This is a genomic window from Alteromonas sp. ABH4_456 (genome assembly GCF_056160645.1).
Genome location: NZ_JBSWXO010000004.1, coordinates 55956 through 69243, shown reverse-complemented (window position 1 = coordinate 69243; position 13288 = coordinate 55956). Strand labels below are relative to the sequence as shown.

13 protein-coding genes are annotated in these 13288 nt (G+C 46.5%); 8 read left to right on the top strand and 5 right to left on the bottom strand.

What is annotated here, in order from left to right; genetic code table 11:
• Nucleotides 1–3 precede the first annotated feature (3 nt).
• Complete coding sequence (gene syd / locus ACXAG2_RS07755; RefSeq protein ID WP_474865743.1) at nt 4–552, bottom strand: SecY-interacting protein; 549 nt, start codon at nt 550–552, stop codon at nt 4–6.
• Nucleotides 553–654: 102 nt separating this feature from the next.
• Here syd and queF point away from each other — a divergent pair, with 102 nt between their 5' ends.
• From queF to ACXAG2_RS07720, 7 genes are all read left to right on the top strand, one after another.
• Nucleotides 655–1497: an NADPH-dependent 7-cyano-7-deazaguanine reductase QueF gene (gene queF, locus ACXAG2_RS07750; RefSeq protein ID WP_474866217.1), complete on the top strand. Its 843-nt coding sequence runs from the start codon at nt 655–657 to the stop codon at nt 1495–1497.
• A 32-nt stretch (nt 1498–1529) separates the two neighbouring features.
• Entirely contained in the window at nt 1530–3041 is a 1512-nt protein-coding gene (locus ACXAG2_RS07745) for a GGDEF domain-containing protein (protein ID WP_474865740.1), read from the top strand.
• 9 nt (nt 3042–3050) lie between these two features.
• A complete protein-coding gene (gene ppnN / locus ACXAG2_RS07740; RefSeq protein WP_474865737.1) occupies nt 3051–4409 on the top strand; it encodes a nucleotide 5'-monophosphate nucleosidase PpnN in 1359 nt (452 codons plus the stop codon).
• A gap of 91 nt (nt 4410–4500) precedes the next feature.
• Nucleotides 4501–4875 (top strand): DUF3192 domain-containing protein, encoded by a 375-nt coding sequence (locus ACXAG2_RS07735; RefSeq protein WP_474865735.1) that lies wholly within the window; start codon nt 4501–4503, stop codon nt 4873–4875.
• 10 nt (nt 4876–4885) lie between these two features.
• Complete coding sequence (locus ACXAG2_RS07730; protein WP_474865733.1) at nt 4886–6499, top strand: HDOD domain-containing protein; 1614 nt, start codon at nt 4886–4888, stop codon at nt 6497–6499.
• 219 nt (nt 6500–6718) lie between these two features.
• Nucleotides 6719–7726: an isocitrate dehydrogenase gene (locus ACXAG2_RS07725; RefSeq protein ID WP_119500469.1), complete on the top strand. Its 1008-nt coding sequence runs from the start codon at nt 6719–6721 to the stop codon at nt 7724–7726.
• A 169-nt stretch (nt 7727–7895) separates the two neighbouring features.
• Nucleotides 7896–8219, top strand: a complete 324-nt coding sequence (locus ACXAG2_RS07720) for a ComEA family DNA-binding protein (protein WP_474865731.1) — start codon at nt 7896–7898, stop codon at nt 8217–8219.
• A 58-nt stretch (nt 8220–8277) separates the two neighbouring features.
• Here the strand turns inward: ACXAG2_RS07720 and galU are convergent, their stop codons facing one another.
• The 4 genes from galU to wecA all read right to left on the bottom strand — a co-directional run bounded on the left by galU (nt 8278) and on the right by wecA (nt 12439).
• The gene (gene galU, locus ACXAG2_RS07715) at nt 8278–9171 is read right to left on the bottom strand and encodes a UTP--glucose-1-phosphate uridylyltransferase GalU (protein ID WP_119500467.1); all 894 of its coding nucleotides are present in this window, start codon (nt 9169–9171) and stop codon (nt 8278–8280) included.
• Nucleotides 9172–9530: 359 nt separating this feature from the next.
• Nucleotides 9531–10388: a glycosyltransferase family 2 protein gene (locus tag ACXAG2_RS07710; protein ID WP_474865729.1), complete on the bottom strand. Its 858-nt coding sequence runs from the start codon at nt 10386–10388 to the stop codon at nt 9531–9533.
• Nucleotides 10385–11275, bottom strand: a complete 891-nt coding sequence (locus ACXAG2_RS07705) for a glycosyltransferase (RefSeq protein WP_474865727.1) — start codon at nt 11273–11275, stop codon at nt 10385–10387. Before ACXAG2_RS07705 ends, ACXAG2_RS07710 begins: the two co-directional genes overlap by 4 nt.
• Before the next feature lie 93 nt (nt 11276–11368).
• Nucleotides 11369–12439 (bottom strand): UDP-N-acetylglucosamine--undecaprenyl-phosphate N-acetylglucosaminephosphotransferase, encoded by a 1071-nt coding sequence (wecA, locus tag ACXAG2_RS07700; RefSeq protein WP_474865724.1) that lies wholly within the window; start codon nt 12437–12439, stop codon nt 11369–11371.
• A 481-nt stretch (nt 12440–12920) separates the two neighbouring features.
• Between wecA and ACXAG2_RS07695 the strand changes: the two genes are divergently transcribed.
• Nucleotides 12921–13274, top strand: coding sequence for a hypothetical protein (locus ACXAG2_RS07695; RefSeq protein ID WP_474865722.1), 354 nt, complete (start codon nt 12921–12923; stop codon nt 13272–13274).
• The last annotated feature ends 14 nt before the right edge of the window (nt 13275–13288 follow it).

Sequence of the window (13288 nt, the reverse complement as noted above, 5' to 3'; positions counted from 1 at the left end):
AGATTAAGGGCGCGGGGTAAGCGCTGACAGAAAATCAGCCATTGAAGGGGCCAGCACCTGCTCAGCACGTTTGCCAACTCTCTCCAGCAATACCTCTCCGGTGCTGTTGTCCAGTGAAATCAGGTAGTCATCGTCGTCTGTGAGTGCGAAGAATAATGTAGCAGGCTGTTTCAGGCGACGTTTCATCATAATGTGTCCGATGAGATTTTCCTGAAGTCTTTCAAAATCTTCATCGCCGCAAACCTGCAGCAGTTCACAGTTGCCCTGCTCTGCCTTTGCCGGTAAATGAAAGCTGAAGTAGCGGGTGAACCAGGTAACAAAATCAGGGTGCAATTTAATATCCAACGCCTCTTCCAGACCATTGAAGTTATTGTTGCCTGTTTGCTTAACAGGTTGCCAGTTTATCACTTCACCATTCTCAGCATTCCGTGAATAACACGGTGAAGGCCAGTCTTTATCAAATTTAATCGTCAGAAAATCGGGATTTTGTGACGCAGCGGTAAGGCATTGCTGAATAAAAGCATCTAAACTTTGTGTTAATTGGTCGGGCATTTCGGTGGCCTTTTGGTTACACTGAGGGCCTGCTTCATTCTGGTTTTATCAGATTGCGGGCCCGTTGACTTTTCTGCCCGCTATTTTAAGGTTGAATCACACATTATGACAAACCCAAAGCCTTTCAAGGTGCCTTCAGATCTTTCCCTTGGAAAAACGGTTGAATACGAAACGTCTTACAATCCTTCATTGCTGCAAGCTGTACCACGGAGCCTGAGCAGAGATACGCTGTCATTATCAGCGGAAGCCTTGCCTTTTCAGGGCTGCGATATCTGGACCGGCTACGAGTTGTCATGGCTGAACAGCAAAGGTAAACCCTGTGTAGCGATTCTTGAATGCAGAGTACCGGTCACGTCTCCTTCATTAATTGAGTCTAAATCTTTCAAGCTTTACCTTAACAGCTTTAATCAGTCGAAATTTGATGATGCAGAAGCGGTAAAGGACGCCCTGACCAGAGATTTATCTGCCTGTGCCGGAGAAGTTGTCGATGTCGCAATTATCCTGCCAGACGCATTCAACACGCTGGGAATGGAAGAGCTGTCAGGGCAGGTGATTGACGATCTGGATATTACGGTGACGTCATATTCCCCTGACAGCGGGTTATTAACTACAGAAAATCAGGATGTTGCCGAAACAGTAGTCAGTCATCTGCTTAAATCGAATTGTTTAATCACAAATCAGCCAGATTGGGCTAGTATTCAAATCAGGTACAGCGGAAAACAAATCAATCACGCATCGTTACTGAAATATTTAATTAGTTTCAGACAACACAATGAATTCCATGAACAGTGCGTTGAACGAATATTTTGCGACATTATGAGCCAGTGTAAGCCGGAAAAACTTACTGTCTTTGCCCGTTATACCCGACGGGGAGGACTGGATATTAATCCGTTCCGGTCGAATTATGAAACTGCAGGTGTATACACCCGTTCGGCTCGCCAATAGTGGGCAGTCACTCCGCCGGTATGCAAAGGAAAATGATGGATTCTAAGCAATTATCTTCACATAATGAGACGCTGGTACAGTTCATAATACGGTTAAGTTCCTTTTATGAGGGTTTGTCAGCCGAAACAGATAAAGAATTGCGGGTTCTGCGGGGACACTTGTCCGGGAAGCCTGATTTTACTCTCGCCACGGTCAGTATTAACAAGCTGAACACCCATATCCAGCATGCTGACACATCAGTGAAACAGCACACCCAGCTTACTGTTAAAGAACTTGAAAAGGCGATCAAACAGTTTCAAAGCACATTTCAGCAGAATAAGACATTGCGTCAGCAAAGTGCGCATTTACTGATTGCCGCTCAACAGCCCGTCGATAACCTGTTTCAGCTGCAGTCATTGTGTCTTAGAGCAATCAAGCTGTTCTCTCTTGTATCTGCAGAAGCCGTTGAGGAAAACGCCGGCTCATCTCCCCGACTGCACAAAAAGCCTGAAGCACGGACGAGCGGCTCACTGTTTGAGGAAATTCAGAACGAACTGAGTCAGCTCATCGACAGCTATGCAAAAAAGCAACCTGATGAACCGAAGGTTGTTGATTTGCGCACGAAACTGGAGTCACAACTTTCTGAAGAAGAGCTGCTGCAGACTTGTATTATTGTTATCAGGCTGGTAGTCACTGAATCCATGCATGAGGCAACCCTGTCCGGACGTATGATCTACCGTATCCATCACGCGTTAGGCGGGATTCAGGAAGGCGTTGAAGCCAGTATGGCTTCGTCGGGCAAAGCCTTTGAAGCGCGAAATGCCAGTGCAGATGACATTACCAGCCAGCTGACGGAAATGGGTCAGACCGTTCAGGACTCTGATTCACTGGAGAAACTGAAAACGCAGGCTCAGGCACACATTACGTCTATTTCTACGGCCGTGGCTAACCGGAAAGAGGCAGACAATAAGGAACAGCAGGCACTTATGGGCTTGCTGAGTGCGATGCAAACGCAAATGGAAACCCTGCAGCGTCAAACTCAGGTTTACCGTCGCAAGCTGGCTGAGCAGACTGCATTTAGTCATACTGATCCTCTTACCCGCCTGCCAAACAGACTGGCTTACAATGAACGCTTCAACCGCGAGTATGAAGATGCCCTGAATGACAACCGTGCGTTATCACTCGCTGTGATTGATATCGACTTTTTTAAATCTATTAATGATCGCTTCGGCCATCAGGCCGGTGATAAAACCTTGCAGGTGGTGGGACACCATCTGAGAAAACAGCTTCACGGTGATGAGTTTATTTCACGCTGGGGTGGTGAGGAGTTTGTCATGATCCTGCCATTTATCGAAACCTCAGCGCTGGAAAAAAAGCTGGATGACATGCGGGAGTCTCTGTCCCGTTTACCTTTCAAATTTAAACAGGAAAAAGTCAGTATAACCGCATCATTCGGTGGTACCTGCCTGCGTGAGAACGATGAACCTCATTCCATGTTTGAGCGGGCCGACGAATTACTCTATCAGGCGAAAAAGAACGGCAGAAATCGCGTTGTAGTCGAATAGGACTGTGATATGAATAAAGTGCAACTGAACCCGGTAGGCTGGATGAGCCAGCTGTCACAAGATGAAGTCGCCAGACTTCAGGACACCACTAACAGCAAGTTATTCGATGTTTTTAAACGATGTTGTCTCGCAGTCCTCAACAGCGGCGTAGACGAAGACAATTTTGAATTGCTCTTTGCACCATACGACGACTTTGATATTCGTCTGATACGGCGTGAGCGCGGAGTCAAGATAGAGCTGATTAATCCCCCTGAGGTTGCCTTTGTGGACGGCAAACTGATGCGTGGCGTACATGAGCACATATTCGCGGTGCTCCGTGATTTACTTTTCATGGGTAATAAATACGCTTTTGTACATGAAAAAGCGCCCACAGAAGGCAGCGCTGTTACCGATATGGTGTTCGATATGCTGCGTCACGCCCAGGCACTGGAAGGCAATGATGAACTGAATACCATTGTCTGCTGGGGTGGTCATTCCATCAGGCAGCACGAATATAAATATACCAAGGAAGTCGGATACCAGCTGGGTCTGAGAGAAATGAATATTTGTACCGGCTGTGGTCCCGGCGCCATGAAAGGGCCGATGAAGGGGGCTGCCATAGGCCACGCCAAACAGCGCTATTCCAAAGGGCGTTACATTGGCATTTCAGAGCCGGGCATTATTGCTGCCGAGCCACCAAATGCTATCGTCAATGAGCTCATTATCATGCCGGATATAGAAAAGCGTCTTGAGGCTTTTGTTCGTCTTGCGCATGGCATTATCATCTTCCCGGGTGGCGTGGGTACAGCAGAAGAATTGCTGTACCTTCTCGGTATTTTAATGAACGACCGCAACGCCCAGCAGCCTTTTCCTGTCATTCTTACCGGTCCCGCTGAATCAAGAGTCTGGTTTGAAGCGATAGACGAGTTTATTGGTGCAACACTCGGTAAAGAAGCACAGGATAAGTATCAGATCATTATCGATGATGCCGCAGAAGTCGCCCGTACGCTCAGCGCCGGTTTGAAAAAAGTAGAAAATTTCCGCCGCGCAATGGGGGATGCATTCAGCTTCAACTGGTCGGTGCGTATCGATGAGTCATTCCAGATGCCTTTCGAGCCCACTCACGAGAGTATGGCTGCCCTTCCTCTGCACACTGACCAGCCGGTTTCAGAAATAGCGAAAGTACTGAGACAAGCCTTTTCCGGCATTGTCGCCGGTAACGTAAAAGCGGACGGTGTAAAACAGATTAAAGAACAGGGGCCGTTCCGTCTTACCGGCGATCCCGCCATGATGGAACGCATTGATACGCTGTTGCAGTCATTTGTATCACAACAGCGAATGAAGTTGCCCGGTTCGGATTACGTTCCCTGCTATACAATTAATACCTAGTTCCGGTTAAAGCTTGTTACGATTTAGTCGTTACAGTTGAACGGTGTTTTAAGGTACACTGAGGGCAATTCGCAGTTAAAAGTGAAAAAGGATGAATGGCAAGGTTTTAAAACTGATTTTGCTGGGCGCGTGCGCCTACGCCCTCTTTGTTTTTCTGGTAATGTCATTTTACCCTGACAAGCCGGAAAATATGGATTGGCAGGATCGGGAAGAATACAACAAGGTTCAAATCACCAAACTGAAGTTAGGTGCCACCCGTGAAGAAGTACTTGCCCTGCTCGGGTCTCCGGACATTACCGAAGCAAAGATGGACTCTGGCACAACTATCCAGGTGATGTTTTACCGTACTCAACATGTCAGGGCTGATGGTCTGACTACTCAGGATGAGTGCACGCCTTTGTTGTTTGAGGGCGATCTGTTGATCGCCTGGGGAGAAGGTGCCTATCAGAGTTATCTGAAGTCATAACTCCCCTGCAATGCACAGTGCCATTGAAGATCTTGTAAACCATATCCATCAAACCAGCCTGCTGTTTACGCAGGCGTGTCCTCCCGCAGAAATAACCAGGCAGAGTCTCTCTCTGGCCATCCGGCTAATTAAATCCGGCCGCACATTACCCGACTCACTTCTTGCGATCGGATCGCTTTCGCCGGACTCTTTTGTTCACAATCTGTTGCCTCAACGTGCAGCTTGTTTAATGACCTTTCTGGGCCTTAAGTTTCAACTTAATGATCACTATCTTCAGCACCTCGTAGCCGCTACTTTCGCCGTTTGCAGTCTGAAAGACAATGCTGAACAACAAGAAGGTTGTCATCTTTTCTGGCGGGAGAAGCGACTGCTTTTTTTTTCCGGTTTACTGAAACTTCAAAAAGTGGCTAAGGCACCCGCCCCCCACCGTTTCCTGCATCCTCACCGGTTAAACGAAGAACAATCTCTGTTTATCTCCGTCATTTCACTGATTAAAAATCAGCAGGGCTCAATGGTAAGCAGGTTGAAACCGGTTATCCCCCGTACTAATGAGAGGGATCTGCACCGGTTTAAATCTTTGCTGAAGTATCCCGGCGAGTTTATGCCCGGCTGCGCAGTGTCTTTTCCTAAAGGCGAAGGTGTTTTCCTGTTCACTTTAACGTCCACCACAGGTGCTGTATTGACAGCCTCCGGGGATGTGGAGGAGAAACACCTTCGTCAGATTAAAATAACACGCTATCAGGCTCTGTCTCTGAATGAATGGTTATCTAAAGTAAAGGCCTGCGATGCGGCTTTTAAACCTGCCGTCAGACATCTGATACCCGATAGCTATCCTGTGAGTCGTTTACCGGGTGATCTGCAGACTATCATTACGAGTTTGCACGACACCAATACCGACATTCATAAGCTCTCGCGCAGGCTTTCACGCATGCCGGTGTTTTCAGACTATCTGAAGAAAACGGCCAGTCTGGACAACCGGCTTCAGTTACCGGTGAAAGACGTTAAACAAGCCATTATGACATACGGCCTTACCCGGGTAGGCGATATGCTTATCATGCGGGCACTGAACCAGCGTCTGCACCAGCGGCACTTCCCGCAGCTTGCTGTTTGTATGCGGTTCGCTGAACTTGTTGCTGCGATTGCATCAGAACTGGTAGAGAGGAGTAATGTTAAGCAGACATCGCAAACGGCAGCTTTGATTGCCACCTTCACAACTGCACCTTTATTTACCTTGCATGCGCTGAAGATTATAAAACACTGGCCGCTTCAGCGGCAGCGGTTGTATCAGTTAACGGCATTGCAGGAGACGGAAACTCAGCCCCTCCCGGCCCTGTCTGCTTCGCTGGCAAAACAGTGGCAACAGCCGGCGCGCTATCAGGCTGTGATCAGTCATTATTCAACGTTACCGGCTTATGTGCCTGAAGCGGTGCGGGCAGATGCGGCTTTAGCCGGACTCAGTATATTACTGGCGAACAAGTGGTTGTTTGGTGGCGCTGAATGTGAAGACACGAAGCTATTTCAAAGTCAGGCATTACAGACTCTGAAGCTCACACCTTCTTCTTTGTCACAGATAGCCGGCGCTACCGGCTACCTGATGTGGTTACCTCTTCGCCAACGCTCATAGCCAACATTCATGAAATTTATGGCGAGTGACATGCAGTTTTCTGTTACGCCCTGTCGTCTTGATATAAAATAGAGGGGTTAAGACTTTTGCCGCTGGCATCGGTTTTACGCATTTCCGGCTTTGGCGACTCTCCGTAGGTGACACAACTTTACCGCTGTCACAGTAGCGCCTGGCAACCTGACGATTAATTAAAAACAGAAACCCAAAGGATTCCTCAACATGACTCAGCAACGCATTACAGTCATTCGCGGCGACGGCATTGGTCCGGACATCATTGATGCCACTATTAAAATTCTGGACAAGGTGGGATGTAACTTCGCTTATGACTATGCTGATGCAGGTCTGGTAGCGCTGGAAAATCATGGCGAACTGCTACCACAAGAAACCCTCGACCTTATCGCCAAAAACAAAGTGGCACTGAAAGGCCCGCTGACGACGCCGGTTGGTGAAGGTTTTACATCAATCAACGTAAGCCTGCGTAAGCAGTTTTCTTTATATGCTAACGTACGTCCGGTGTTATCTTTCAAGGGTACCAAAGCCCGCTATGAAGATATCGACATTATTACTGTACGTGAAAACACCCAGGGTATGTACTCAGGTCTTGGCCAGGTGGTCTCTGAAGACGGCCAGGAAGCTGAAGCGATGAGTAAAATCACCCGCCAGGGTGCAGAGCAAATCGTAACGTTTGCCTATGAACTTGCCCGCCGTGAAGGACGCAAGAAAGTCACTGCAGTGCATAAAGCGAACATCCTGAAGTCTACATCCGGCTTATTCCTGAAAGTGGCCCGTGAAGTGGGTGAGCGTTATCCGGACATCGAATCAACAGAAATGATTGTTGATAATACCTGTATGCAACTGGTTATGAACCCTCACCAGTTTGATGTCATTGTTACGACCAACCTGTTCGGTGACATTTTGTCTGATCTGTGCGCCGGTCTGGTAGGTGGTCTGGGTATGGCTCCGGGAGCAAACATCGGTAAAGACTGCGCCATCTTTGAAGCGGTACATGGTTCTGCACCGGATATCGCTGGTAAAAACCTGGCAAACCCGACATCAGTGATCCTTGCTGCAATCCAGATGCTTGAGTATCTCAACATGGGTGACAAAGCAGAAAAAATCCGCAGTGCACTGAAAGAAGTTATCGAAACCGGTGACCGTACAACCCGTGATCTGGGTGGCCAGGCCGGAACGACTGAGTTTACCGACGCGGTACTGGAACGTCTCTGATAGCGAACGGCTGAATGAACTTTGTAGAAAGCGGACATCATGTCCGCTTTTTTATTGTCCTGACCTTTACCTGTACAAAAACTGGTCTCTCATTTTATCTTTTTTGGATTTAAGCTTTTTATGTACACCGGTACACACAAATCACTTAATTCAACACAAGGAAGATACAATGAACAAATCCAGACTGGCATTGGCCGCTTTATTTGCAACACTCTTTTTGAGTCAAAGTGGCGCTACTCTTGCCAATACTATTGAAACAGATGTCACTGAAGCAGCCGGAATTACTCTGCCCGATGCATTAGACTTAAACACTGTCACGGCAGAAGAATTGACTGCCTTACCTGGCATCGGACTGAGTAAAGCGGAAGCCATCATTGCTTACCGCAATGAAAGGGGCTATTTCCATGAAGTGGACCAACTCACCGAAGTAAGAGGTATAGGTGAAAAATTGCTGGCAAAGGTACGGGACCGCGTAAAAGTAGTTCAACATTGATCACCGCACATAAAAAAGCCCGCAAAACGCGGGCTCCATTATTATTCTCGTTGCGGCATTAACCATTCAGTGAAGCAATGTACTGCTTGAACTCTTCACCCAGGTCAGGGTGACGAAGAGCATATTCAACATTTGCTTTCATATAACCAAGTTTACTACCACAATCATGGCTCTTGCCCTTCATGTAATACGCATCAACCTGCTCAATTTTCATCAGTGAATCAATGGCGTCAGTTAACTGAACTTCGCCACCGGCACCTGGAGGCGTGAACTCCAGCAGATCCCAGATTTTCTCGGACAACACATAACGACCGACTACTGCAAGATCTGAAGGTGCTTCTTCCAGTTCTGGTTTTTCTACCATTTTGTGGATTTTCGCAGATTCACCCGGTTTAATGTCTACGCCTTCCAGATCTGCAATACCAAATTTAGAGATATCTTCTTTTGGCACCTGCTCCACCATAACCTGACTAACGCGGCTGGTATTAAATTTTGCAACCATGTCTGCCAGGTTATCTTTCTTCGGATTACTCGCAACATCGTCAATAATTACGTCAGGCAGAACAACCGCAAATGGAGCATCACCAACCAGTGGATGCGCACACAAGATTGCGTGACCTAATCCTGCAGCATGACCCTGACGGACGTGCATGATGGTTACGTCTTTTGGACAGATTGACTGTACCGCTTCGAGTAACTGACGTTTAACACGTTTTTCCAGTGTCGCTTCAAGCTCGAAGGACGTATCGAAATGGTTTTCAATGCTGTTTTTACTCGCGTGAGTAACCAGGATAATTTCTTTCACACCAGCAGCAACACATTCGTTTACTACATACTGGATAAGCGGCTTATCAACAACTGGCAGCATCTCTTTCGGGATGGCCTTGGTTGCCGGCAACATACGTGTTCCCAAACCAGCTACCGGAATAACCGCTTTCTTTACTTGACTCATATTCGTGTCCTTTTACTGAAAATCCTCAACCGATGATGTAGTAATGCAATCCGTATTCCGCTCTACAACATGGTTCACAACTTAAGCTGCCATCAGTGATTAACACCAGCTTTAAATATCATTTCTCGTAAGCGGGATGCGTTACCCGTACTTCTACGATAGACAAGTTAATGTGGCTCAATCAACGTGTATTTACTGCAACAAGAATAAAATAGCCACCCTTTTCGCACAACCAAGGTGCGATTGCACCATAAACAAACAAGTTCGCACTCCGTTAGAACAACTCATCTTAACGACTATGTATTAAAATCGCGACAGTCTACATAACTACCGTGACGAATTGATGACGAAGCACTCCCCTATTTTAACGGTCCAATTTTTCCTTTTAGTCCGTCAATCAAACCTTTCGCAAAATACCGGCCCCGCAGCTTTCCGTCGCCGAAAACCCAGCGGTTGATGAACCACCTCACAGGTATTGCGGGAATATTTCTCAGCTTCCAGTAAAGCGGAACATAGCTTCTGCGACTTAGTATAAGCACATTACGTACCTGATAATATAATCTGACCGGTGCGCCAAGTTTAAAAGTAATCCCGAAGATCTTATGTCTGCCGTCACCTTGCTTGTGTAGCATAGTGACGTTAGTTAACATAACTACTGAGAAACCTTTATTTCTGGCTCTCCAGCACCATTCATGGTCAACACCATCAATGAACAATGACTCTTCTTTGGCACCAATAATATCCAGCTCAGATAGACTGAGCATCATCCCGGAGGCAATGATTTGTTTTACACTGGCCAGGCCATCACGGACATCCACGGCTTTCTGCACTTTCGGCTTTACCGGCTCATTATGAAATTCGCAGATAATTTGCGGGCCAATTGCAGCTACGTTGCCGAAATGTGCCTTCGCTTTAACAAAACCTGCACATAGTCCTTCCAGTAACGCGGGCGTGACTGCACTGTCCTGATCAAATAAGATTGCATGGCTGAACTGGTTGCCGGCAAGATAAGTCAGACCACGATTCTGAGCAGCAGCAATCCCAATGTTTTGCGGATAATGGAAGTAAACAACTTCTTGCGGTAACTGCAGCGTTAATTCATGGGGAGAATTGTCTACCAGTAGCACCTGAAAGCCTGAATCAATCAGTGTTTCTAACATCCGGCTAAGATGTGCAGTATCAGGATGAAACAGGATTATGACAACCCCGGTTTTCATGACTTCCCGCCTCTCTCCAGCATCTTCCGGTCCATTTTATACGCCAGCTTAACCAGCTTAGAAGGCATCATTCGCATCAGCAGTACGCAACTGGCATAAAACAGATTCCAGAGTGTCATACGCTTTAACACACGCATAGCAAACAACCTGGCACGGAATTCATTAACTGATTTAGAAAATCCACGGCGTTTATAGAAATTATTAACACGGCGAAATTCCAGTAAACGCTCACTAAGATTTCTGAATACGAAACCTTCTTCTGCAAGCTGAATCCACAGGAAGTAGTCCTGAGTATTCATTAACTCAGTATCGTAGCGAAAGCCCTGACGGAAGATTTCATACCGGAAAGCGACAGTAGGATGATTTACGGAACAACGTCGCGGGAGTACTTTTACAATTTGCTCATGGGATTCCGGCATAATCCTCGCCCCGACTACAACCCCACTTTCGTTGATTTCTGTCAATGCAGTCCCCAGAACCCCCACATTCAAATTACTACTAAGATAGGATACCTGCTTTTCAATACGGTCAGGCAGTGAGATATCATCGGCATCCATTCTGAAAAAGAAGTCAAAATTCAACGCCATGCCCCACTCGATAGCAAAATTCATGCTGGCAGCAAGGCCAATATTGGAGCTGTTTTCAGCAAGAAAAATGCGCTCATCACCTGTTGCCGTATGCTTCAGGTAGCCAGCAATACTCTCGTCTACCGGGCCGTCAATGATAATGAGAAAAATGAATTTTGAGTGGGATTGCCGGGTAATACTGCTAACAGCCTGCTTTAACCAGTTCAGCTGATCTTTGTGGTATACAGCCATTGCAACAAGAGACCCGGTTCCGGCCGGAATTTTCCCCTGATGAATTATCGTTGTTTTTGCTTTTGACAAGGCGGCCGCCAGTAACACGTCACAATTTTAATGGCAGCAAACATACCAAAATTCTTCCCCGCCGTCTGCACTATTTGCGGGCATGCTGTGGTTTTAAGGTTTTGTTTTCAATGTTCGTTTAACGTGACGGATCAATTTCCAGATGTTTTGAATGATATAGCTATACACCATTAATAAGGCCATAAATGACCAAAACATGATGTACTCAGGTACCATCAGGATTTCACCCAGAATTCCGACGCCAGCGTAACACAAACCAAGAAACAAAATCGCTGCCAGTGCTTGCCTGCTGGAGAGTCCTGCGCGCATAAAAATATTGTGTAAATGCTTACGGTCAGGACGCAACATTGACTGCCCTTTACGCGCCCGGCGATACATGATTGCCGCCATATCCATGAGAGGGAGCCCAATCAGCCACACTGCCGTTATCGGTCTGAATGCGGCAGCATCGCCCTGAGTATGGTCGACAAGCAACCACACAATTGTAAGGCCGACAAACATACTGCCGGCATCACCCATAAAAATTTTATTCCCTTTAAACCCTTTCCAGCTAAGATTAAAGGCCAGAAACGGAACGATAGCAGCAACAATAATTAACGGCTCCATAATCGCTATGCCATTACCTGTTCCGAGCAAAATTCCCACAACAGTCAACAACACAATCAGGCTCATACCACCGGCAAGCCCGTCGATACCATCAATCATGTTAAACGCATTGATAACACCAACTACACAAACGATAGTAAAGAAGTATCCCGCAATACCCAGATAAGCTTCTCCGAAGCCAAAAATATTCCCCAGGGAAGTTATATAGTTCTGAGCACTCCAGGCCATGATGGCGGCAACACCAAACTGACAAAGAAGACGTCCTTTCGCACTCAGTTGAAATCTATCGTCCAGCATACCCAGCAATACAATAAATGCCGAAGCCGTAAAAAACAGTGGATTATTCTTCATCCAAACATCAGTTGCCACACTAGCCACCAAAACAGCCATAAAAATGGCTACACCGCCGGTCAAGGGCACCATACCTGCATGCCTCTTACGGTAGGAAGGATGGTCAACTAATCCTAATTGGTGGGCAAGCGGCGTCATGACAATCAATAAAATCAGGGCGACAAAAAATGCCGTGAATAACGGTACAATTTGAAGATAATTAAGCATACAAAGTACTAGTCCCTAACCATAGGCATGACTTGCCGGTAGAAGTGTGTTGCGTTCGTGCGGTTTTGATAACAATATTCCGTTCTGGTTTTATATTCTCGATGTCCTGAACTGCGCATTATGCTTTTGTAGCCAAGTCATCGGGCATGATAATAAACTACAACTCAAAAGACTACCTTCTCTATAGCATGTATAAGATAAATAATTAGAAACTTTATGGTTCATTTACAGAATCGGCTGAATTTCCGGACAAGGCCCCAACGATAAAATTCAAAGAACGAAAAGTATCAATACACTTATCTGCTTACTCTACAACGGAAGATTATTCGTATCCAACTGAAGCAAAAAAAATGCCACCACACTCAAGCTTATGCAGTTTAAACGGGAAGCTTGGAACTTTATAACACCTATTACGTACTAACCGCTAACTAAACGATTGTGATATGCTACCCGGCCAGATTGAACAAGGAATAATTAAGACATGAGTATTATCAGAAGTTTAAGTGCTGGTCTGATCGGTCTTACCATGTTGTTGAGTGGTTGCTCTTCAGCCCCTGCGCAGGTTAGTGCTAATATTCCGCTGGTTTCAGGTGATTCAATGCGGTTAACTGAAAGTCAGGTACACCCTGTACCGCAAGGCAATTTGTCACCAGGTGAGATGTTGCTGATCGGCAACAACCAATATCAGATTCAAAACCGGTATATTTCTGCATCAGGATTAACCTGTATGTCTTTGCGCGATCTGACTAATCCTGCGAATCGCCGCGCAATTTGCGAACGCGACGGGCAATGGCAAATGCTTGCTCCGCTTCTTACTCAAACCACAGCTCAATAATCATGGCAAAATCT